Genomic DNA, 22,647 nt, shown 5'->3' on the forward strand with positions numbered 1-22,647 from the left:
TGTTCCAGCACCGATGCCCACTTTCGGCACCGTAAACCAACTACCGAACCAACCGATGGCACGATCGCTCACTTCAGCCCTGGCAGTGGCCCTTTGCTTGGGCGCAACTTCCGCGCAAGCGCAAAAAGCACCGCTCCTGGACAGCACCCCGAAGCCCATCCCCATGGAGGACTTCTTCAAGAACCCGGAGAAGGTGAGCTTCCGCATCAGCCCCAACGGGCAGTACATCAGCTACCGCGCTCCGTGGCGCAACCGCATGAACATCTTCGTACAGAAGTTGGGCGGCGCCGAGGTGACACAAGTGACCAGTGACACGATCCGCGATGTTGGCGGCTACTTCTGGAAAGGCGACCGCCTGATCTACAGCCGCGACATCAATGGTGATGAGAATTTCATCGTCTTCAGCGCGAGCATCGATGGCAAGGACGTGAAGGCGCTGACCCCGCAGAAGGACGTGCGGGCCGGTGTGCTCGATGACCTGCACAACATCGCAGGCATGGAGCAGAGCGTGATGGTGCAGATGAACCAGCGCAACCCGCAGGTTTTCGACCCGTACCTGGTGAACGTGGTGACCGGCGAACTGAAGCCGATGTACGACAACCAGGAGAACTACGAGAGCTGGGTGACCGACCACGCCGGCGTGATCCGCATGGCCACGCGCACCGATGGCGTTGACCAGATCTACTACTACCGAGCCAGTGCCAACGAACCATTCGCGGAGTACATGCGCACGAGCTTCAAGGACAGCTGGGGCCCGCAGATGTTCACCTTCGACAACAAGAACCTTATCGTGAACCACAACCTGGGCGGGCGCGACAAAACCGCGATCGTGGAGTGGGACCTGGCCGCGAAGAAGGAGATGCGCGTCATCCACGAAAACGGCGAATACGACATGAACAATGTGGACTGGAGCCGCAAGCGCAAAGTGCTCACCGTGGCCACATGGACCGGTGCCAAGAGCGAGCGCCATTTCCTGGACACGGAGACCGAAGCCCTCTACACCAAGTTGGGCGCCAACTTCAAGGGCTACGACTTCTGGGTGTACGGCGAGGACGACACGGAAACGAAGATGCTGGTGTGGGCCGGCAGCGACCGCAACCCGGGCAAGTACTACTTCTACGATGCCACCACCGGTAAACTCGAACACCTGAGCACGGCATGTCCCTGGCTGCCCGAGGAACAGATGGCGCAGATGATCCCCATCCAATACACCAGCCGCGACGGCTTGACCATCCATGGCTACTTGACCATTCCGCGCGGTATGGACCCGAAGAACCTGCCGCTGGTGGTGAACCCGCACGGCGGTCCTTGGGCACGCGACGAGTGGGGCTTCAACAGCGAAGTGCAGTTCCTGGCAAACCGGGGCTATGCGGTGCTGCAGATGAACTTCCGCGGTAGCACGGGCTATGGCCGCGCCTTCTGGGAAAAGAGCTTCAAGCAGTGGGGCCGCACCATGCAGAACGACATCACGGACGGCGTGAACTGGTTGGTGAAGGAAGGCACAGTGGACCCCAAGCGGGTGGCCATCTATGGTGGCAGCTACGGCGGCTATGCCACGCTTGCCGGCATCACATACACGCCCGACCTCTATGCCTGCGCGGTTGACTATGTGGGCGTGAGCAACCTGTTCACCTTCATGAACACCATCCCACCGTACTGGGAGCCGTACAAGAAGATGATGTACGAGATGGTGGGCGACCCGAAGGCCGACAGCCTGGCCATGCGCGAGAGCAGCCCGGTGTTCCACATGAACAACGTGAAGTGCCCGCTGTTCATCGCCCAAGGCGCCAACGACCCGCGCGTGAACAAGGACGAGAGCGACCAGGTGGTGGCCGCCCTGAAAAAGCGCGGCGTCAAGGTGGAATACATGGTGAAGGACAACGAGGGCCATGGCTTCCACAACGAAGAGAACCGCTTCGACTTCTATGGTGCGATGGAGAGCTTCCTGGAGAAGCACATCGGCAACGGCTACAAGAGCGCTCCGAAGCGTTCGCAGGCGTTGCCCACCGAATAAGGGCCGCATATCATGCTCAAGGAACGCGGGCCGAACAGCCCGCGTTCCTTGTTCACAGGACCCGTTTCTTTGGACCGATGCAACGCAACGACTGGAAAACGAGGTTGTTCATGGCGGTGGACCGTGCGCATGGGCGGTTCAACAACCGCATCAAGGACCGCTGGCCGTTGCTGAGCGTATGGCTCTACCACAAGCCCCGCTCCCGCTTCCTGCACTACCGGGTGGAGCGCGCGCTCATCGCCGGGAAGCCGTTGAACGTGGGCAAACGGCAGAGCATCGTGCTCTTCACCGTGGCCAAGGCCGCCAGCATGCACGTGCAGAAGATGGTGGGCGAACTGACCAAGGCGCACGGCATGGTGCCCGCCGACTTCAACGCGTACTTCAGCACCAGCAGCGGAAAGTTGTACGACCACTTCCACGACCCGGCCTCGTTGCAGCGGATGTTCAGGCCGCAGGGTTTCTTCTACGGCGCGCTGCGCACGCATTGCGCCATCCCCGGCCCGGAGCGCTTCCGCGTGGTGGTGGTGCTGCGCGACCCGCGCGATGTGCTGACCAGTCAGTACTACAGCCAGGCCTACAGCCACGCGATCATCAATGAGCGCATTGCGCAGCAGCGGAAAAAGGTCCTGTCACAGACCATTGATGAAGCCGTGATGGAGGAGGCTCCCAAACTGCTGAAGATCTACAAAGACTACTTGCGCGAATACAACGGCAAGCCTTGGGCGCACATCACGACCTACGAAAAGATGGTTGCCGATCACGCTGGTTGGCTGCGCGGCATCGCAGCGCACTGTGGATTGGACCAGCACCCGGTCTTGGTGGAGAAGCTGGCGCACGAAGGCCGAAGCGTCAAAGGATCAGGCGACAAGAACCAGCATGTGCGCGTGGCCAAAAGCGGCGACCACAAGAACAAACTGAAGCCGGAGACCGTGGCGGAGCTGGACCGCATGTTCGGACCGATGCTGGCACAAGCACCTTGGGCATGATCTTCGGGTAGCCATGAGCACCGACGAACTGCTGAAACAAGCCTGCATCAAGCACCTCTTGGAAGGGCGCGACCGGCTGCACAAGTGCGTGGGCCTGCTCACGCACGAGCAGCTCTGGCATCGGGCGAACGCCAACACGGTGAGCGTTGGCAACCTCGTACTGCACCTGTGCGGCAATGTGGGCCAGTGGATCAACAGCACGCTCGGTGGCGCAAGCGATCACCGGCATCGCGACGCGGAGTTCGCCGACATGGGTTCGTTGGACAAGCCGGCATTGCTGGCAAGGCTGGATGAAGTGATGGACCTCGCACAGCGCACCATCAGCGGGTTGGGCCAAGAACAGCTTGCGAAGGAATACGCGGTCCAGTGCTACCACGAAACCGGCGTGGCCATCATCGTGCACGTCACCGAGCACTTCAGCTACCACGTGGGCCAAGTGACCCTGCACACCAAGTTGCTGCTGGACGTGGACACCGGCTATTACGCCGGGCAGGACCTGTCGAAGACGAACTGACCCTGTTGCCTACTCGTACGTGAAGCGCTGCACGAACACAGCGTTCCCGTCCGCAAGCCGCATCGCGTAGAGCCCTTTAGCCAGTCGGGGCAGCTGCACGGTGCGCGATCCGTTACCTCCGGCCAATGGGCCACTGGCCACCACCCGGCCTTGCTCGTCGTGCACTTCGTAGGAAACCGCACCCACCAAGCCGGGCGGCACATCAACGTTGAGCATTCCCGTGGTGGGCGATGGCCATAGCCCGAAACCGGTGACGTCCCTTTCCACGACCGCGGCACTGCCGAAGTAAAGCGTGTCGCTGATCGCAGTGCATCCGTTGCCATCAGTGATGAGCACCTGATACTCGCCGTTCACGGTCGGATCGTAGGTCTGGTCCGTGGCGCCGGGGATGTCGTTGCCATTGAAGATCCATTGGTAGTCCGTGGCCACCGTGCTTTCCAGGCTGACCCCGTTGAGGACGATCACCGGTGCTGTTGGTGCAGGCAATTCCGTGAATTGGAGCGTGTCGGCGCGCGCGGTGCAGCTGCTGCCGTAGTCCACCTGTAGGCCCAAAGCGATCGTGCTCGACACGTACACCTGCGGATCAACACTTCCATTGCTCCATTGGTAACCGGTCATGCCGACAGGGCCTTGCGCCAGCACACTGTCCCCTTCGCAGAACTCCGTGGCACTGGCCGTGATGGTCGAGGGGGCTCCGTAAGCCAGCGTTGCGAAACCGTCCACTTTGCCGTACCCGAAATCGACATTGGGAAGGGTACCGGTCCATTGATCGCCGTAGGCGTTGGCTTGAACTGCTGCGATCACTTCGCTGTGCGGCGCGTTCGGGCATTTTTCCAAGTAGAGCGCGGCCACACCCGTTACTACAGGGCTGGCCATGCTGGTGCCGCTGTTGCGCATGTGCAGGCTGTCGGGGTGCATCTTCCAAACGTTGCCGGGCTGGTTCAACATGGCAGCCATGGTGCTCAATGGACCAGGACTGAAGGTGAAGGAACCCGTGGCCCCCACATCGGGCTTCAACAGTCCGGTGCGGGTAGGCCCACTGCTGCTGCCGGGGTCGCGCGAGCCTTCGTCCGGGGTCACGAACACCGTGTCCTGGTGCGCGCCGATGTACCACTCTTCGTTGTGGTAGTTCGCCACGGTGATCACGTTCGGGCTGCAGGCCCAACTGGTAACGATGCTCTGGAGCGAGTCAGGCAATACGTAGTGAACGATCGACGGGAAATCGACCGCGTCCGGCAATCCAGTGGTCACCTGCCCGCTGAGCCAACCCGCGCCACCGATGGCCCAACCGTCGTGTGCACCATTGCCCACGGTCATGAAACGCCAGTAGAGCGTGGAACTGTCCGGCTGGGCCACGTGCACCTCCACATGGTACTGCCCACCGCGCTGCTCGGCGAAGTAGTCCACCACCGCCAGCGTATCGCCGTCAGGGTTCACGATGGGCTCGGTGATCAGCACGCCAGCATTGCTCAGCACATCATGGAAGCTGGTGCGGCCGCGATCAGCGAAACTTCCGCCGGGAAGGTTCGCGCCCAGTGCATACTGCAAGTTGACCATGTCAGCACTGTCGCCCCACACGTCGAAGTACACAGCCGGGTAACCGAGGAAGCTCTGGTTGTTGGTAAGGTACCATGTGAAGGCCGTGTCGCTGTCGCTGTTGGTGCGTGTATGATAGCTGGGCCAGTTGCCGCTGTTGCCCGCTGCGCACACTACCACACGGCCCGGGGCCGCGTTCAGCAGATCGTCGATCATCAGCGCTGCGGCATCCTGGCCATCGTGACTTCCCAAGTAACTGCCGAGGCTCAGGTTCACCACTGCGGGCTTGCCCATGCTCTGGGCTTGTTCGAAGATGTACTGCACACCGTCCACCACGGTGTTCGTCCAATTCGGCATGTTGATGCCATTGCTCACGACCACGATGTCCGCATCCGGCGCCACGCCCTTGCAATTGCCGGTCAATGAACCGTCACCTGCCGCAGCTCCCGTCACCGTGCTTCCGTGACCGAACGTCCCGGGCTGATCCGAAGCCGGGCACTGGAGGTTGTTGATGTGCGCGCTGTCCCAAGCCTGGCCGTAGTTGTAGGGTTGCGGTGTCAGCAACGCATCGAATCCGTAGGTCTGGCCCCAGAACTTCATGATGCGGGCATCGCCGTTGGGCAATTGGAAATCGCCATGGCGCCAGTCGCAGCCTTGGTCGATCACCCCGACCACCACACCGGCACCTGTGTAGCCTTGAACAAGCGGCGCAGCACCTTGATGCACGGGGTTGATGCGGTTGTGCACTCGCGCACTGTCGTTCATGGCAATACCGGGGAAAAGGGAGAACTCAACGCCTTGCACGCAGTCCTGGCCGATCACCACGGCCACGTTCCCTTCAGGGAGCATGGCGCTCACCAACCCGTCCATTCGGTACTTCACCGTTCCATCAAAGGCCCTCACCGCAGCGTCAATGGCGCCTTCGTCGCCGCGCAGGAACAGGTGCACTTGAACGCCGGTGCCTTGCACCCGTTGAAGGTACGTGCGCAGATGCACGTTCATTTTGGTGGGCTGTTGTGCTGCCGAACCAAGAGCAGCACCAAGGGCAATGGCAGTGAGGAGGAAACGCATGTTCAGAAGACGCAACAGGCGGAAGGTCGATGCCCGGGCGCCGAGCGAAATTAGACCCTGCCGTTTGCGGCCCTCATGTCGGTCCAGGTAGGTATCAACGACCGGTTCTTGACTTCCCCGGTACCCGGGTCCAAGTGGTAGCAATAATGCTTCAAACCGTTCGTAAGGATCAACCAGTGCACTTTGAAGACCAAGTTGTACCGTACCGCCTGGTCGAAAGCGGCTTGGTCGATCCGGACTTCCGGCGCCTTGCACTCCACTAGCGCCAGCGGCTGCCCGTGTTCATCGTGCACCACGATGTCCGCCCGCTTGCTCATACCGTTCAGCTTGATCTCGTGCTCGGTGCGCACCAAGCCCAAGGGGCATTGGCGCTCGTGCACGAGGTAGTTGAGGAAATGCTGGCGCACGTTCTCCTCGGGCGTTAGCGCCACCCACAGCTTGCGGCACGGATCGAATACCTCCTCCCCCGTCCCGTGCGAACGCAGCTTCAAGCCGAAGTCAGGAAGTTGGAGCTGCGCTGCCACAGCGCCGAAACTAGCAGCAGCGATTCACTTGGCTTGGAACGGTACCTCGCGCTCCCTTCCGTAGGCCACGTAGCCCGCAATGGCACCCAACACGATGCTGGGGATCAGCATGGCACCCTGGAACAGCATGAGGTGGTAGCCCACTGCGCAGATCATCGCCGTGGCCAAGCCCATGGCAGCATATGAAGTGATCCATGCCTGCATGCGCATGAGGGCGGGCAGGAACACGCCGGCGGCACCAGCGAGCTCGGCGGCACCTATCGCGCGCACCAAGTATTCCGGTACGGCCCCGGGCCAGGTCATGATCGCTGTCAGATCGGCTATGGACATCGTGAGCTTCATGATCCCCGCAGTGCCGAAAGCCACGAACAAGAAACCTTGCAAGGCCCAGAGCAGGGCGTTCTTGCTTTTCCGGCGAGCCAAGTCGCCGTTCACAACGCTTGCAGACTCCATGACGAAGAGGTTTTGGTGAATGCGACGGTTTCACTTCCCCACCACCGGCCGCTCAAAGAACACCGAAAGCTAAGGCGCCGGTGGCCCTGTGCCGACCCCGGCCGGGTGCTGCCGCAGGAAAGTGGTGGGAGCGGCTACCTCAGAGCCCCAACCGCTTCCTCACTTCCATGGGGTCGGCGAAACTGCTGCGCCTGAAAGGATGCGCTTCGGTGTTGAAGACCTGCTCGCCCAGGTCGAAGCGGCCATTGCCCTCTGAGAAGACCAGGTACAGGTACTTCATCGTTTCGGCGAAAAAGAAGGTGGGCATGTAGTCCTTCGGCTCCATCGTGCGCACGTCGGCGATGGAGGTGAACGCGACATCGGTGCGGCAGTGCTGCTTGATATCGGCCCAATAGCGTGCGGCCATCTGCTGGTACTCGGGCTTCCCGATGAAGTGGTACAAGTAGTACGCTGACTCGATGATCTCCGGGTTCAGGTCGTAGTCACCCGCTCGCACCTCGCGTTTGCCGTAATCGTAGGCCGTGGGCTCCAGGCCGCGGATGCGCCAGACATGGTCGTATGTGCGTTGCATACGCTCAGCGCGAGCCGTGTCCCCGCTCAGCACCAGTAGCGCAGGGAGGAAGGCATCGTAGAGCGTGATCACATCGCTCGTGCGCGAGCCATCGTCCATGTTCACACGGCCGTACCAGAGGAGGCTGTCCTGTTGTTCCGGCAGGTGCGTATTCACGGCAGCGATGGCTTCGCTCCAAACACGGCCGATGCTGGTGTCGCCGAAAAGCTGGTAGGTCTTGTAGAGGTACTCGTAGTAGCTATCAACTCCGGCGCAGATGCTGGCGTTGCGGTTCGTCCATTCCCCGGTGCGCACGTTGATGTCCGTGCCCGGCAGACCAAGCTTGGAGCGGCGCTCGTGGATGGCCAGCGTGGCGCGCTTGCCGGCGGCGTAGTACTTCGGGTCCTTGGTGTAGTAGCTGAGGATGCCCAGTTCCAGGATGTTCGTTCCGGCCTCCGCGACATTCACCGTATCGCCGCTGGTCTTGCCGGTGCGCAGGTTCACGTGGTAGGTCGGGATGCCGGTGGGCGTATTGAAGGCGGGCATCAAGCGGTCGGCGAAGTCCACGGTCTTGGCGAGCACCTTGGGGTTGCCGGTCATCTCGTACATGCTCAATAGCCCGCCGAGGATGCGGATGTCCACTTCGAAGACCTTCGCATTGATGTCCTTATCCCAACTGAGTGAATCGACCACGTAGTCCTCGATCTCCTTGGCCTCAGCGTCGAAGCCCATCAGCTTCAGCGTGCTGTACGCATCGATCGGTGAGATGTAGAGCGGGTGCTCGTACCAGTCCTCGGCGCTCTTGGTGAGCGGCTTCAGCGCATCATGGCCCCAGGCGTATTGCTTGTAGGCCTTCCAGCTGCGCAGGGTCTCCTGGCGGACTTCTTCGGCGAGACGGAGGTAGGTGGGGTCGGGCGGAGGTGTGGTGGTTTGCTGCTCTTCGGAAGGTGCGGAGCAAGATGCCAGAAGACCAGCGGAAAGGAGAGCGAGAAGAATGCGCATGGAGCGAAGATGCGGATCGATCGGCGATGCAGACCCCGAAGGGGTCAAAGCGGTTAGAAGCAACAGCAGCAAAGATCTTCGACCCCTTCGGGGTCGAAGCATGTTGAATGTGCCATCGGAATTGGATTCGACCCCGAAGGGGTCGCAGCCGGTGTTCTACATTCACCAAGGCACAAGAGCCATCGCCATGTCCACCTATTTCAAGTTGCACTACCACATCGTGTTCGGCACGAAGAACAGGTTGGCCTGCCTGGACAAGTCGTGGCGGCCGCAGTTATGGGAGTACATGGGCGGGACCATCCGCGGTCTTGATGGTGTGCCGCATGGTGTCGGTGGGTGGATCGACCATGTGCATCTGCTCATCGATCTGAAGCCGACGCACGCGATCCCCGATGTGGTGAGGGAATTGAAGAAGGCATCGACCGAATGGGTGCGCGAGCATGCGGGGTTGAAGACCTTCCAATGGCAGGAAGGGTATGGCGTGTTCACGGTCGGATGGCGGGAGCGCGATGCGATCAAAGCATACATCGCGGGGCAGGAGGACCATCACCGAACGAAGGCGTTCCGCGAGGAATTGATCGACCTGCTGAACGAGGCTGGTGTGGAATTCGACCCGAAATACCTGCCGTGAGGAACACCGGCTGCGACCCCTTCGGGGTCGTGCGGCATTTATTGCTTCGGGCTACAGGCTGTGACCCCTTCGGGGTCATGAATAGCCTGTCCTGTTGGACGATTGATCCGACCCCGAAGGGGTAGCAGCATGTTGCATGGTCCATCCGGTCCGGTTCCGACCCCGAAGGGGTCGCAGCCATGAGCCGGTCGTCAGCGGTGCGCATCGACCCTGAAGGGGTCGTAGCATGTTGCATGGCCCATCAGAATTGGCGCCGACCCCGAAGGGGTCGCAGCTTGTTGAATGTCCTGCCCTAAACGGTCACGACCCCGGAGGGGTCGCAGCCTGTAGCACCGTCAGGTGCGTTGAGCCCCGACCCCGAAGGGGTCGCAGCCGGTGTTCATGCCCACCGACCCGGCCCCACGGGTGTGGCGATCGTGCTGCTGAACCGCCAATTGAACAGCCAGGCCAAATCCTTTGAGCCTGCCTTCGGCAGGCAGGCAGGAAGGCGGCTTTAGTGAGCGCTTGTACAGGGTGCGCTCCGAAACACGCGTGAGGGAGGGGAGCAAGTAGAGCGCCGACCGGGAAAGCCAATCAAAGTCGATCGTCAGCCCTTTGGAAAGTTCTTCAGTCTGCGCCTCATGAACATGTCCGGAGGGAGTCCATTCTCCATGCACAGCATTTCCAGAGGTCTCTGCAATCTGTCCAGAGCATGACGCATGCGATCATGTGTTTCGGGGTCGATGACCTTCCCCGGCTCCATGAGCATATCGCGGTATAACCTGTCATAACCCATCATCAATTCTTCAATTATGCCGGGATGCATTGGCCCGCGCCGAACACCATCTCGCAGGTCTCCCATTCCAGCTCGAATCTCGGCGAGCATCGTAATGATTTCAGCGTAGCTCTTCTCCAGCGGATTGTCGCTTCTCTTGAGCGATTGAAGCTCCATAGCCACGGAGATGGGGTTGTCGACCTCTTCGGGATTCTTCTCGACTGATTTAATCTGCTTTACGATTTCCTCTTTTGCTCGCGCGACGCTGTCAAGGTCACGATGATCGACATGCACAGTTCGGCTCGCAGCAACGTCGAATGGGATCTTCTCAGACGCATTGATGATCTGTACTATGGGCTTCTTCATAGCGTGCCTCAACGCTATCTCATAGAACACATTGGGATTCCATCCGGTCAGGTCGGCGATATCAAGCGGATCCTCGACGATGTGCTGGATTACTTGCGATGTGATTATCCCAGGCTCGGAGATATGGTCAGCTCGCAATGTCGTGTATCCGCAAGCCTCAGCAGAAGGCCCGATAATGTGCTTTAGCACTTGGTCCGAACGCAAGCGTACGTCGGAACCATCAGCGCCAATCGGGGCGATAACGAAACAGGTCTTCTCTCCAGTTGCTTTGGCCATGAGTTGCTGAATTGTCTCCGAATGTACCGAGTGTTGCCTTGTGCGAAGAACTCAGGTCTTGGCAGGATCCGCATTTCGCGTTAGGGACAGCAGCGGGTAGCCCACAGGCGGCTGAGGAACGAAGCCGCCGAGGACTACAAGCGCATGGCCCGACGGCGCGCATTTGGCGCCGGAACGCCCAACCCTTCGACAAGCTCAGAGTGAGCTACGCCACCACCCCTCCATCACCTTTTTCAAACGGCCGTAGCCTTGGCGAAGGCGTTCTTCACCGCCGCTTCCACCTTGCCGAGGAAGGCATCCAGTTCCGCTTCGGTCCAGGTGACGCGGATGTTGAAGCTCACCAGGCGGCTGATGACCGCATCGCTCTTGGGGAACCGCTGGGTCTTGAGGTCCTGCGGCAGGCCGAGCTCGTGCGCGACGAGCTTGTAGGGCATGCGCAGGTCCTTGATGTGGTCCCACTGCTTGATGTAGTGGTACATGTTGTTGAACCAGTACATGGTGCCGATGCCTTGCGCGCCGAGTTCCTTGTGCAGCGCGAAGGCCGCGTCGGCGCTGGGCAGCAGCAGGTGGAAGAAGGTGGCGCTGTCGCCGGCATCGTCGCATTGCTTGCGGAAGGCCAGGCCGGGGATCCTGGAAAGTCGCGCCTGGATGGTGGCCTTGTTCGCGCGCTGCTTCGCCACCATCAGGGGCAGCTTGCGCGATTGCGCGAGGCCGATGGCCGCGTTGATCTCGCCGATGCGGAAGTTGGTGCCGAGGATCGGGTGCTGCTCCATGCCGCGGTTGTCGCCCTCGTGGTTGTGGCCGTGATCGCTCATGTACTCGGCGGTCTTGATCAGCTGTTCATCGTTGCTGATGATCACGCCGCCTTCGCCGCAGGTGGCGATCTTGAAGAAGTCGAAACTGAAGCTGCCCATCTTGCCGAAAAGGCCGAGGTGCTTCCCTTTGTAAGTGGCGCCGAGCGCCTGGGCGGTGTCCTCGATGAGCATGATGTTCTTCTCCTTGCACACAGCGAGGATGCCATCGATGTCGGCCGCGGCACCGCACATGTGGACGAGCAACACGGCCTTGGTCTTCGGTGTGCATGCGTTGCGGATACCCTCCGCGCTGAGGCAGAGCGTCTCGTCGATCTCGGCGAACACGGGGATGGCACCGGCCAGCAGCACCGCTTCGATCGTGGCCACGAAGGTGAACGGCGGCACAATGACGTGGTCGCCGTAACCGACACCACAAGCCGCGAGCATGCTGTTCACCGCCGTACTGCCGCTGCTCACCGCGAGCGCGTGTTTCGCACCGGTGAACTTGGCGATCTCGGCCTCGAACTCCTTCGCCTTCCACTGGCCCTTGCGCTGGGCATCGTGGTTGTAGCGGAAGAGCACGCCCGTGTTCAGGACGTCCATCACTTCCTTCTTCTCGTCCTCGCCAAAAAGTTCGGTGCCGGGCATGGTGCGTTGGAATGGGTTGCGAAGGTATGGCTACCGCAAAGGGCACGAAGAACACAAAGTCACGGCTCGCAACCCGCTGCGGTCTTTGCGTTCTTTGTGGTAGCACATCATGAAGCTCGTCTCCGCGGTCATTGGTTATCTGTGGTGGTTGGGATCGGCCGCCCAAGTGGACCTGCCGGTCTTCGGCAAGCAGGAGGTGATCAACGGATACGCGAAGGATGTGGAGGGTGAGGTCCTCTCCTACTTCAGCGTGTACCCGGAGCATGCCACCACAGCCCTGCTCACCCGCTGTACGGATGGGAAGAAGGCGATCGCCTGGGAGACGGCCGCCGTGCCGCGCTATCCGCAGGATGAGAACATCCAGTACTACTACTTCAGCTGGATCGCGGCGCACAACAGCACCACCAGCGGTGGGGATCGGAGCTTCGATCTGTTCGTAGGGGATCAGAAGGTGCTCACGTTCACAACGCACCATACCACTTCACCGGCAAGCTGGCAGGTGGACACGGTGGACGGGGTCGCGCTCGTCTTCGAGTTCTCGAAAGCCGATCGCCACGGCGATGCGCATGGCTTCGCGCATCTGCGGGTACCGCGGAAGTACATCACGCCCGGAAAGCCGCTGCGGCTGAAGGTGGCGGGCCACGCGCAAAACAGCCCGGATTGGTTCATGACCTTCCGGTACACCTTCGAAGAGAAGGTGGAGGTGGAAGCGTTGCCATTCCTGAACGCTGGTGGTGAGTTCACTACCCAGCCCCTTCAACTTACCGTTATGCACTTCGGTCCTCCTGCGGAGCTTCTAGTGAACATTGGGTCCGAGTACAAGGCCCGTTCATTTCCTATCCGCAACGGACTTCAGACCATCGAAACGCCCATTCGCGCTAAGGTGGACAGTGCTCAGTTCCTGCTCGTTTCAGCACTTCTTGGTAAGCGAAGGATGCTCGATACAGCACTAGTGGTCAATAAGGTCATCCATCGCGACATCCACCTCGTCCACCACAGCCATAACGACATCGGCTACAGCCACCTTCAGACCGAGGTGGAGGTGATCCAGAACAACAACATCTACAAAGCTCTCGACCTCATTGACCGCACGAAGGACTACCCCGAAGACAGCCGCTTCGTGTGGAACGTGGAGAGCCTCTGGGCCGTGGAGAATTTCCTGGGCATCGCCAGCGAAACGGACAAGCAACGCTTCATCGCAGCGGTGAAGGCGGGGAGCATCGCCCTCAGCGCCAACTATGCGAACATCCTCACCGGCCTGTGTACGCCCGAGGAGATGCACTGGATCGTGGAGTACGCCGATTCGCTGCGGAAGTGGTTCGACCTGCCGATCACCATGGCGATGCAGACCGACATCCCCGGCATGAGCTGGAGCATGGTGGACGCCTACTCCGCGCACGGCATCCGCCACCTGAGCCAGGGGCCCAACTACATCCCCGACATGCCCGACGGCGGCGACCGCATCGGCAGCACCCTGCGCGAACAGGGCGACAAGCCCTATTGGTGGAAGAGCACGACGGGTCGCGACAGCATCCTCGTGTGGACGGCCGGTCAGGGCTACGGCGGCTGGCACGGCTTCACCGCTGGTGCGATCAAAGAGCGTGGCACACGGAAGATCGCCGCCTACATGAACGACCTAGCGGCGAAGGGCTATCCCTACGACATGGTGCAGTGGCGCTACAACATCGTGAGCGACAACGGGCCGGTGGACAGCACCCTCAGCGATTTCGTGCGCGACTGGAATGAGAAGTATGCATCACCGCGCTTGATCATTGCCAACGCTGGCACGATGATGCAAGCGTTCGAAACGAAGTACGGCAAGAGCATCCCCACTTGGAGCGGCGACTTCACGCCCTACTGGGAAGATGGCGCGTACAGCACGGCGAAGGAGGAAGGCGATGTGCGTGTGCTCAGCGCGCGGCTCACCAACTTGATCGAAGCGGCGAAGACGTCTTCGTCCCGCCCTAGCGGGATCCTGAACAAGCCCATCGACCCACACATGCTTTATCGCGCCAAGCGCAGCATCGTCATGTGGCACGAACACACCTGGGGCGCCTGGTGCAGCATCAGCGACCCGGATGCACACTTCACCACGGACCAATGGCGGGTGAAGAAAGCGTTCGCGGATAGTGCGGGGTGGTATGTGGACAAACTATGGTCAATGATGGGGTGCGACGAGTCGCCGCCTCCGTCGATTGAGTTCGAAAAGGCTCCTATTGAATCAATCCGTTGGCTGACGGTTCCTGGCCTCGATCCGAATACGATAGACATCGACACAGTTCATTTTGATCTAGTTGAACTTCCACATCCTACATGCACGTGGCTGCGATGCACGATGAACATGCCACCTTCAAGAGAGAAGCGAAGTCAGCATGTATCGATGTCCTTTGACATTTTTGACGCCACCGCCCGCATCGGCATCAGCGATACCTGCGTAACGCCGGAGAGCGGTCGCATTCCGGGATCGAACAACGATTTCTTCTGCGCCCAGCGCTGGATCGATGTGAGCAACGACAGCATGGGTGTCACCATCGTGTGTCCGCAAGGCGCGATCTGGGAGGTGGGCAAGCTGGTGGACGAACGCAAGGTGAACCCCGGCAAGGGCACCAATCCCGAGTACTACAAGGCCTGGAAGACCGAGGCCAAGAGCAGCAGCACCATCTACCTCTACGCCCTCAACAACTACTGGCACACCAACTTCAAGGCCGACCAGGAAGGGCCGATCACCTTCGACCTCTACCTGAAGATGCACGGGCCGTTCAAGCTGGAGGAGGCGCGGAGGTTCGGGTTGGAGATGACGCGGCCGTTGATCACGTGGTAGAAGTGAAGTGCATCTCCACAGAGGCACAGAGGGCACGGAGAAGGTCGATATGAATTCCTCTGTGCCTCTGTGGTGATATTTGAGCCGATGAAGCGCGCACCGATCAGCCATCTCCTCGCGGCCGTGTTGTTGTGGGCCGTTCACACAACCCTGCACGCCCAGGGCTGCAGCGATGCCGGTGTGTGCACCGCCGGGCCGATGGGCCAAATACCGACGGTGGTGGACACCACCACCACCCGACCGAGCCGCCACTACGCCAAGCTGCAAATGGGTGTGGCGTTGGGCGAGCAGTTCGTGCTCATCGTGCAAACGCAAGCGGACTTCGGGCTTGGGATCACCGATCGGCTGTCTTTTCGGCTCACCGTCCCGTACATCGTGGCCACCGGCAACCTCGGCAGCAATCATGGTGTGGGCGACATGATACCGGCGTTCAGCTATCAACTCATCCAACAACAGCGCCGCGACTTGTCCGCTTTCGTTGGCCTGCGTTTGCCCACCGGCAAGAGCGCCCAGGAGGACATCGAAAAGGCCACGTTCGGCCCGACCTCGCATCCGTTGCCCATGCCCTACCAGACGGGCCTCAGCAGCTTCGACCTGCTGATGGGCATGCAGTTCCGGCATGAACGATGGACTTTGGCATTGGCCTACCAGCACATCCTCTCGCAGGACAACCAGAACAGGTTCATGCACGAATTCTGGCAGGACGAGCCGGCCGCGTTGGAGTACTGGGAAGCGTTTGCGTTGGAGCGGGCTGACGATGCCGTCGCGCGGCTTCAGCGCACCTTCATCAGCGGCAACTACGCGTTGCAGCCTGGCCTGCTGGCCATCTACCACATGGACGAGGATTCACGCCTTGAACGGGTGAACGAACCGAACTACTTCGGCGAATTCGAACTGGAACGGCGGGACATCGACGGCACGAGGGGCCTGACAGTGAACGTGACCTTCGATGCGCGGCGCGACCTGAGCGAGCGTTGGGCGCTTGAGGGCGGCCTTGCCGCACCGGTGCACGCGCGGAAAGTCCGGCCCGATGGCCTCACCCGCAATGCGATCCTTCAACTGGGGCTGCGCTACTTGTTCTGATAACCCGGTCGCTCCCCAATTTTCACACGGCAGATACTCCATCATGAAGAAACAATCCCACGGTGGTCTGGTGTACAGCAGTGGCCCAAAAGGCAGCGGTGCACCCGCACCCCAGCAGCAGGACCTGCGCATCCACCTCGACCGGCTGAAGGGCAACAAGGAAGTCACGCGCATCGTGGGCTTCGTGGGCAACGACAAGGCGCTGGACGAACTGGGGCGCGCGCTAAAGAGCAAGTGCGGCGTGGGCGGCAACACCAAGGATGGCGTGATCCTGCTGCAAGGCGACCACCGCGACAAAGTGCTCGCCTACTTGCTGGAGAAGGGCATGAAGGCCAAGAAGGCCGGTGGCTGATCACCGATGGCCAAGAAGAAGACATCAGCACAGGTCCAGCGCTTCACGGCCACCATCGTGAAAAGCGAAGGGAAAGGCGCGTGGAGCTGGATCGAATTCCCGCACGATGTGCACGAGCTCTACGGCACCCGGGCTGCCGTGCGCATCAAAGGCACCCTGAACGGCCTGCCCATCGATCGCGCGCTCATTCCTACCAAGAGCGGCTTCCACGTCATCATCGTGAGCAACGGCCTGCGCAAGAGCCACAAGCTGAAGGACGGCGTGCCGGTGAAGGTGGAAGTGTGGCGCAACGAGGACCAGGACGAAGTCATCGTACCGGAAGACCTGCAGGAGACCCTCGACTTCATGCCCGAGCTCAAGGCCGCTTGGGACAAGATCAGCGCGGGCAAGCGCCGTGGCATCTGCCACTGGGTGGGCAGTGGCAAAACCGTGGAGACGCGTGCGAAGCGCGTGGCCGAGGTACTGCGCCGCTTCGAGACCGGGCACGAGTGGTTCCAGACATCGAGTTCAAGACCGCATGAAAGCCATTGATCTCATCGCCCCGGTGCTCGCGGGTGCGCTTGCAACGCTCGCACTCGCCTGGATCGGGCGGCAGAACTCGGCGCCCCCAGGGGTTCAAGACGGTATGCTCCGGTTCCGCATGCCCAAGGCTTTTGTCGTAGTCGGCTGGGTGAGCATCTCCCTTTCGGCATTCATGGCGGCCGGAGCGGTTTTCCAACTCATCGATGCCTGGCCGTTTGCCTTACTGAGCGTTCTTCTCGCTGCGATGTTCGGTTGGCTTGGCGTACTACTGGTCCGGGATGGCAGGCATCATCAGGCAGCCTGTAACGAGAGCATTCTCGCAGTAGTTGACAGGAACAACGAACTGAAAAGCTACCGTTGGGAGGAACTTCGTTCAGCACGCTTACATCCTGTCAGCAAGATGATCATCCTGACCACGCAGGACGGAACACGAATGTCCGTTAGTGCGTACCTCATCGGCAGTGACGCGCTGTTCAGGATCATGGCCAGGCGAACACGACTCCCCGTGAAGGATCTGGTTGAAAGGGCCCGCGCAATAAGTTGATCGTTTTGCTTCAAGGGGAACTCAAGCACTGGCAAGCGACTTGGGATCCATCGGTGATGAAGATCTGGGGCCCCTGGCGACGTGCTTTGTCAATTCGCTGCGCCGCGTCGAGACCGGGCACGAGTGGTTCAAGTCGAAGGGCTGAGCGTGCGCTTCCAATACCAAGACAATTGAGGTCGCAATACCAGGACAATTTCAAGGCCTGAGGCGTTCGCGCGCACACCTACATTGCGCACCCTTGTTACCGGAACCATGTTGCGCAACCTCCTCCCCTTCCTGATCGGCGCGCCGTTGCTCGTGCACGCCCAGACCACCACCTACACCAACAGCCTTGGCCAAACCGTTGAGGTGAGCCTACCTAGCTCGTTCCGCAAGAGCGCTCCAGCACGTGAGTGGCCCACCATGGAGGAGAAAGACCTGCCCGCACGCGATCGTAAAAAGCAACGCAACGACTTCAACCGGCACCCGGTACTGAACGATGCAGCGCTGCTGGAAGCGGACGGCGCGTTGCAAACAGGCTATGCGAAGAGCGGTGGCCGAGCTCCGCTCCAGAGTTGGAACGGCCAGAACGGTGGCGCCCCGCCGGACCCGACCGGAGCGGCTGGGCCGAACCACTATGTGCAGGCGGTGAACACGAGCTACCGTGTTTACTCCAAAACTGGACAAGGGTTGAGCGGTGCTTTGCAGCTCAGCACGCTTTGGCCGGGCAGCAACAGCAGCGGCGATCCGATCGTGCTGTACGACCGGCATGCGGACCGCTGGTTCATCAGCCAGTTCGACTTCTCCCCGAACCGCATGCTGATCGCCGTGAGCGAAACCAACGACCCACTCGGTTCCTACTACGGTTACGAGTACAACTTCGCCCAATTCCCTGATTACCCGAAGTTCAGCATCTGGTGGGACGGCTACTACTTCACCAGCAACAGCAACAAGACGGCCGTTGCGTTCGAACGCGACAAGATGCTGGCGGGCGACCCGAGCGCACAGATGATCGCGCTCACCGCGCCGAGCAATGGCAGCAACTTCTTCACCAGTGTGCTGCCCGCCGACGCCGATGGGCCGTTGCCTCCGAACGGTACACCCTGCTACTTCTTCAACCTGGAGGACAATGCGTGGGGCAATCCGCAGGACCAGATCCGCGTGTATGAAATGACGACCAACTGGACCAATCCCGGCAGCACGACCGTGGTGAGTTCGCAAACCTTGCAGACGGCCACGTTCAATACGGCGCTCGGTAGCGGTTTCGACAACATTGCCCAGCCTGGCGTGGGGCAGAAACTCGATGCCGTGAGCGAGATCCTCTACTTCCGTGCGCAACACACGCGCTGGACGAACCACAACAGCGTGGTGCTGTGCCACGTGGTGGATGTGGGCGGCGATCAAGCCGGCTTGAGGTGGTACGAACTGCGCGATGCGAACGACGGCAACTGGAGCATTTACCAGCAAGGCACCTACAGCCCCGATGATGGCAACCGCTGGATGGCCAGCATCGCGATGGACGACCAAGGCAACATCGGCATGGGTTACTGCCACAACGATGTTCCGAACAACATCCACGCCGGCCTGCGCTTCACCGGCCGCTGGGCGAACGACCCGCCCGGTGTGATGACGCTGGGCGAGTCCATTGCCATCACCGGAACGGCCGCGCAGACCGGCCTCAACCGTTATGGCGACTACTCGCATATGAGCATCGACCCGGACGGCAGCACCTTCTGGTTCACGGGGGAATACCTCGGCGCCGGAGGCAACAACCGCACACGCATCTTCTCCTTCGACCTGGCCAACAGCATCGGCATCGACGAAAACGCGAGTGAGATGGCCACGAGCGGATTGACCGTTTCCGTGAACGGCGATGCCGCCAATTTGGTGCTGGAAGGATTGAACAACGATGACCTGCTCACGCTATCGCTGGTGGACATGGACGGCCGCACCGTCATGGAACGCGCGGCGAAGCCCGTTGGAAAGCGCCTTGCCGACACCATCATACTGCGCGACCTGTCAAGCGGCGCCTATTTCGTGCGCCTGACGAAGAGCGGGTTCCAAAAGGTGCAACGCATTGTTGTAGCCCGATGAGAGCGATCATCACCCTCGTGGTCGCATCGGCCGCACTGATCGGTTGCCGCAAGCAACAAGCCGCAACGGACGCTCCCCCACCTCCACCACCGGCGGACATCACCGATTTCCAAACCGGTGTGGTGACAACCGCATACGCGGACAATGGTTGTGCGCTGCTGGTCGAGATGGCCAACGCAGAGGGACCCAAGCTGCTCATCCCCATGGGGCTCGATGAGAAGTTCGCGAAGCACGGGTTGAAACTGAAGTTCAAATTCACACCATCGCGCGCGCCGCAGGGTTCGTGCATGGAAGGCCGACCGGCGGTCCTTGAGGAAGTGAGCATCCTGAAGTAAGGCATGGAGGCCAGGACCGCTTCGCCGCCCGGGCAATGCGATGTGGTGGTGATCGGTGCAGGTATGGGCGGTCTCACGGCCGCTGCGCTGCTCTCACGCGCAGGCTTGAGCGTGCAGGTGTTGGAGATGGACGCGCGGCCGGGCGGCTACCTCGCAGGCTTCCGCCGCAAGGATTTCCGGTTCGACAGCGCTATCCACTGGCTGAACCAGCTCGGGCCGAAGGGCATTGTCACGCGGGTGTTCCAAGCCATCGGCAGTGATCATCCGAAGGCGGCAGCGCAAACCCTCATCAAACGCTACAAAGGGCGTTCGTTCGACTACCTGCTCACCAACAGGCCCGATGATCTGAAGGCGCAACTCATCCGCGATTTCCCTGCCGATCGCAGCGGCATCGAACGCTTCTTCCGCGACGCCGAACGATTGGGAAGGGCTTTCGATGGCATGGGCAGCTTCTTCCGAACGGAGGAATCGATGCTCCACTGTGAACGCCCTCTCCACATGATGAAGAAGTTGCGGTTCGCATTGCCCTTCATCCCCCACTTGCGCTACAGCGGCAGCACAGGCATCGATAAGGGGCTGCGCAAGTACTTCAGCGACGCACGCCTGCGCACGGTGTTCGCCAGCGAGATGGACATCCTCAGTTGCCTGGTGCCTGTGGCATGGGCGTACTACGGCGACTACCAGATGCCGCCCATCGGCGGTAGCCAAGTGATGCCGGAATGGTTGTGCCATGTCATTGAGAAGTTGGGCAATACTGTTCACTACCACTGCCGTGTGACGGAAGTACAAGTGAACGATGGGCGCGCCGTTGGCGTGCGGCTGGCGCTACGTGGCGTGGAGCGCGAGATCCGCTGCAAGGCCGTGGTGGCTGCCTGCGATGTGGAAGCGCTCTACGAACGGATGCTGCCTTCCGCGGCCGTGCCGGAAAAGCTGAAAGCCAAGCTGCGCGAAGCCGAGCTCTATCCGAGCAGCATCACCGTGTCGCTGGGGCTCGATAAACCGGCGCAGGAACTGGGCTTCGGCGAGGAGATGATCTTCCTGTGCGATGAGTCCGTGCCGCGTGAGCGTCAATGCAGCGGCCAGCCGGAAGAGAGCGGCATCAGCATCCTGGCTCCATCACTTCGCGACCCATCGCTTGCCCCGGCCGGCTTGGGCACGCTCACACTGTACATCCCAGCCGACTTCGATCTGCACGCGCAGTGGCGAACATCGGAGGGCGCAGAACGCGGGGATGCGTACGAAGCGCTGAAGAAGGACTACGCGGACCGATTGATCGCTCGTGTGGAGGAAAGCATCGCCCCGGGCCTGTCGAAACATGTTGTCTGGTGCGATGTGGCCACGCCCATCACGCACTGGCGCTACACGGGCAACCGCAACGGCAGCATCATGGGTGCGCGCCCGGGCAAGAAGAATTTCCAGCTGGGCATCGCGCATTACCGCACACCCGTGAAACACCTCTACCTCGGGGGCCACTGGGCCGAGCTTGGCGGTGGCGTACCCATCGCCACGCGTGCCGGGGCGAACGCGGCGCTCCTGGTGCTCTGCGATCTGAAGCACCCGGCGGCCAAACCCTTGGCCAGGTACATGGACGGCCGGATCGCACCAATGGACCTGGACAGGTCAGGGCATTTCAAACCTTACCCCGGCGACTGGGTGCGCGAAGCGACCCCGGCGGAGAAGAAGGCGGCCAGAGCGGGCACGTGACCGTCCGCTTCCTTCCTGCATCTTCGCTGCATGAAGAAGTCCGTTGTCCTTTCAGTGCTGCTGCTGGCCAGCACTTGGTCCGTTGCGCAGGATCGCATCATCATAGTGCCCAATTGGAACGTGGGCGATCAACGCCGCCTGCACTACACGGAGAAGACGTACGAGATGGAGAACGACACGGTGCGCATCGACACCCAAGAGGAATGGGACGCGAGCCTGAAAGTGACCAAGAGCACTGCCGCAGCCTTCATTGTGGAATTGGTGCATAAGGACGCCACAATGCGCCAGCTCGAGGATTTCCACAACAAGATCGGATCGGCACCGAAGTACAAGGATCTCGTACTTCGTTACAAAGTGGACAAGAAGACCGGCAAGACCGAACTGGAGAACTGGAAGGAGGCGCAGCAGTTCGTGCAGGGCGAGTTCGAGTTGATAGCGAAGGCGGTCGGCGAGGAAGACGCGGAAGCCGGGGCAGCGATGGAGGCCATTCTCTCACCGCTCACTTCACTCCTGGACGATGAGGCCAAGGTGAAATCCTACTTCAATGACGAGCTCGGGTTCCTTACGAGTGCATACGGTCATGATCTGATGCAGCGGGACACCTTGCGCATCGTGGAAAAGGGCGAGAACCCGTTGCAACCCGGCGACAGTCTCTCCACAACCACTTTGATGACGATCAGCAGCCATGACCTGGCGAAGCAGCGGATGGTGGTGCGGACCGAAGTCATCTTCGACATGAGCAAATTCGTGGAGATGATGAAGAGCATGATGGTGCAAATGATCGAAGCCTTCGCCAAAGCCGATGCCAATAGCAAAGGCAAGGAGAAGGAGATCGCAGAAGCCAAGAAAAAGATGCAAGAGGCGATGGACAGCATGGAGATGTCGGTAAAGAACCAAACCCTCACCACCATCAACACGCTCACGTCGTGGCCGGTGAAAGTCGTTACCACGGCGCGCGTTACCGCGAAGGAACCTAGGAAGACAAGCCTGCGCACAGTGACGCGCACGGTTGACGTGCGAGAGTGACGGGATCGAAAAGACGTTAAGTGCGGGCGGGGCGGCAATAAGTGCCGCCCCGCTGCTGTTGTGCACCA

Annotated in this window: 19 protein-coding genes; 13 read left to right on the forward strand and 6 right to left on the reverse strand. The window is 60.6% G+C overall.

Annotated elements, in window-relative coordinates:
* Nucleotides 1-55 precede the first annotated feature (55 nt).
* The 3 genes from IPJ76_01705 to IPJ76_01715 all read left to right on the forward strand — a co-directional run bounded on the left by IPJ76_01705 (nt 56) and on the right by IPJ76_01715 (nt 3,514).
* On the forward strand, nt 56-2,014 hold the full coding sequence (locus IPJ76_01705) for a S9 family peptidase (GenBank protein ID QQR86968.1): 1,959 nt from the start codon (nt 56-58) through the stop codon (nt 2,012-2,014).
* Between the two features lie 77 nt (nt 2,015-2,091).
* Nucleotides 2,092-3,000, forward strand: a complete 909-nt coding sequence (locus IPJ76_01710; protein QQR86969.1) for a sulfotransferase domain-containing protein — start codon at nt 2,092-2,094, stop codon at nt 2,998-3,000.
* A gap of 13 nt (nt 3,001-3,013) precedes the next feature.
* Nucleotides 3,014-3,514 carry a DUF1572 family protein gene (locus IPJ76_01715; protein ID QQR86970.1) on the forward strand — a complete coding sequence of 167 codons (501 nt, stop codon included), beginning with the start codon at nt 3,014-3,016 and terminating at the stop codon, nt 3,512-3,514.
* A 9-nt stretch (nt 3,515-3,523) separates the two neighbouring features.
* On the opposite strand, the gene IPJ76_01720 is transcribed toward IPJ76_01715, so the two are convergent.
* The 4 genes from IPJ76_01720 to IPJ76_01735 form a co-directional block, all read right to left on the reverse strand.
* Nucleotides 3,524-6,121, reverse strand: a complete 2,598-nt coding sequence (locus tag IPJ76_01720; protein ID QQR86971.1) for a S8 family peptidase — start codon at nt 6,119-6,121, stop codon at nt 3,524-3,526.
* A 50-nt stretch (nt 6,122-6,171) separates the two neighbouring features.
* Complete coding sequence (locus tag IPJ76_01725; GenBank protein QQR86972.1) at nt 6,172-6,645, reverse strand: type I restriction enzyme HsdR N-terminal domain-containing protein; 474 nt, start codon at nt 6,643-6,645, stop codon at nt 6,172-6,174.
* Nucleotides 6,646-6,669: 24 nt separating this feature from the next.
* Nucleotides 6,670-7,098, reverse strand: coding sequence for a DoxX family protein (locus IPJ76_01730; GenBank protein ID QQR86973.1), 429 nt, complete (start codon nt 7,096-7,098; stop codon nt 6,670-6,672).
* A gap of 139 nt (nt 7,099-7,237) precedes the next feature.
* The gene (locus IPJ76_01735; protein ID QQR86974.1) at nt 7,238-8,650 is read right to left on the reverse strand and encodes a glycoside hydrolase family 47 protein; all 1,413 of its coding nucleotides are present in this window, start codon (nt 8,648-8,650) and stop codon (nt 7,238-7,240) included.
* A gap of 187 nt (nt 8,651-8,837) precedes the next feature.
* Here IPJ76_01735 and tnpA point away from each other — a divergent pair, with 187 nt between their 5' ends.
* Nucleotides 8,838-9,281 carry an IS200/IS605 family transposase gene (gene tnpA, locus IPJ76_01740; GenBank protein QQR86975.1) on the forward strand — a complete coding sequence of 148 codons (444 nt, stop codon included), beginning with the start codon at nt 8,838-8,840 and terminating at the stop codon, nt 9,279-9,281.
* 586 nt (nt 9,282-9,867) lie between these two features.
* On the opposite strand, the gene IPJ76_01745 is transcribed toward tnpA, so the two are convergent.
* Both IPJ76_01745 and IPJ76_01750 read right to left on the reverse strand, forming a co-directional pair.
* A complete protein-coding gene (locus IPJ76_01745; GenBank protein QQR86976.1) occupies nt 9,868-10,677 on the reverse strand; it encodes a hypothetical protein in 810 nt (269 codons plus the stop codon).
* Between the two features lie 233 nt (nt 10,678-10,910).
* Complete coding sequence (locus tag IPJ76_01750) at nt 10,911-12,119, reverse strand: DegT/DnrJ/EryC1/StrS family aminotransferase (GenBank protein QQR86977.1); 1,209 nt, start codon at nt 12,117-12,119, stop codon at nt 10,911-10,913.
* 109 nt (nt 12,120-12,228) lie between these two features.
* Between IPJ76_01750 and IPJ76_01755 the strand changes: the two genes are divergently transcribed.
* From IPJ76_01755 to IPJ76_01795, 9 genes are all read left to right on the forward strand, one after another.
* Nucleotides 12,229-14,940, forward strand: a complete 2,712-nt coding sequence (locus tag IPJ76_01755; protein ID QQR86978.1) for a hypothetical protein — start codon at nt 12,229-12,231, stop codon at nt 14,938-14,940.
* Nucleotides 14,941-15,027: 87 nt separating this feature from the next.
* A complete protein-coding gene (locus IPJ76_01760) occupies nt 15,028-16,023 on the forward strand; it encodes a hypothetical protein (GenBank protein QQR86979.1) in 996 nt (331 codons plus the stop codon).
* Between the two features lie 43 nt (nt 16,024-16,066).
* Nucleotides 16,067-16,375 carry a translation initiation factor gene (locus IPJ76_01765; GenBank protein QQR86980.1) on the forward strand — a complete coding sequence of 103 codons (309 nt, stop codon included), beginning with the start codon at nt 16,067-16,069 and terminating at the stop codon, nt 16,373-16,375.
* Nucleotides 16,376-16,381: 6 nt separating this feature from the next.
* Nucleotides 16,382-16,906, forward strand: coding sequence for a DUF1905 domain-containing protein (locus IPJ76_01770; GenBank protein ID QQR86981.1), 525 nt, complete (start codon nt 16,382-16,384; stop codon nt 16,904-16,906).
* Entirely contained in the window at nt 16,893-17,441 is a 549-nt protein-coding gene (locus tag IPJ76_01775; GenBank protein QQR86982.1) for a hypothetical protein, read from the forward strand. Before IPJ76_01770 ends, IPJ76_01775 begins: the two co-directional genes overlap by 14 nt.
* Nucleotides 17,442-17,693: 252 nt before the next feature.
* A complete protein-coding gene (locus IPJ76_01780) occupies nt 17,694-19,514 on the forward strand; it encodes a T9SS type A sorting domain-containing protein (GenBank protein QQR86983.1) in 1,821 nt (606 codons plus the stop codon).
* Nucleotides 19,511-19,849 carry a hypothetical protein gene (locus IPJ76_01785; protein ID QQR86984.1) on the forward strand — a complete coding sequence of 113 codons (339 nt, stop codon included), beginning with the start codon at nt 19,511-19,513 and terminating at the stop codon, nt 19,847-19,849. The genes IPJ76_01780 and IPJ76_01785 overlap by 4 nt, the downstream gene beginning before the upstream one ends.
* A gap of 3 nt (nt 19,850-19,852) precedes the next feature.
* Nucleotides 19,853-21,553 (forward strand): NAD(P)/FAD-dependent oxidoreductase, encoded by a 1,701-nt coding sequence (locus tag IPJ76_01790; protein ID QQR86985.1) that lies wholly within the window; start codon nt 19,853-19,855, stop codon nt 21,551-21,553.
* A 30-nt stretch (nt 21,554-21,583) separates the two neighbouring features.
* Nucleotides 21,584-22,579, forward strand: coding sequence for a hypothetical protein (locus IPJ76_01795; protein ID QQR86986.1), 996 nt, complete (start codon nt 21,584-21,586; stop codon nt 22,577-22,579).
* Nucleotides 22,580-22,647: the final 68 nt, after the last annotated feature.

The organism is Flavobacteriales bacterium, assembly GCA_016699575.1.
Lineage (GTDB): Bacteria > Bacteroidota > Bacteroidia > Flavobacteriales_F > PHOS-HE28 > PHOS-HE28.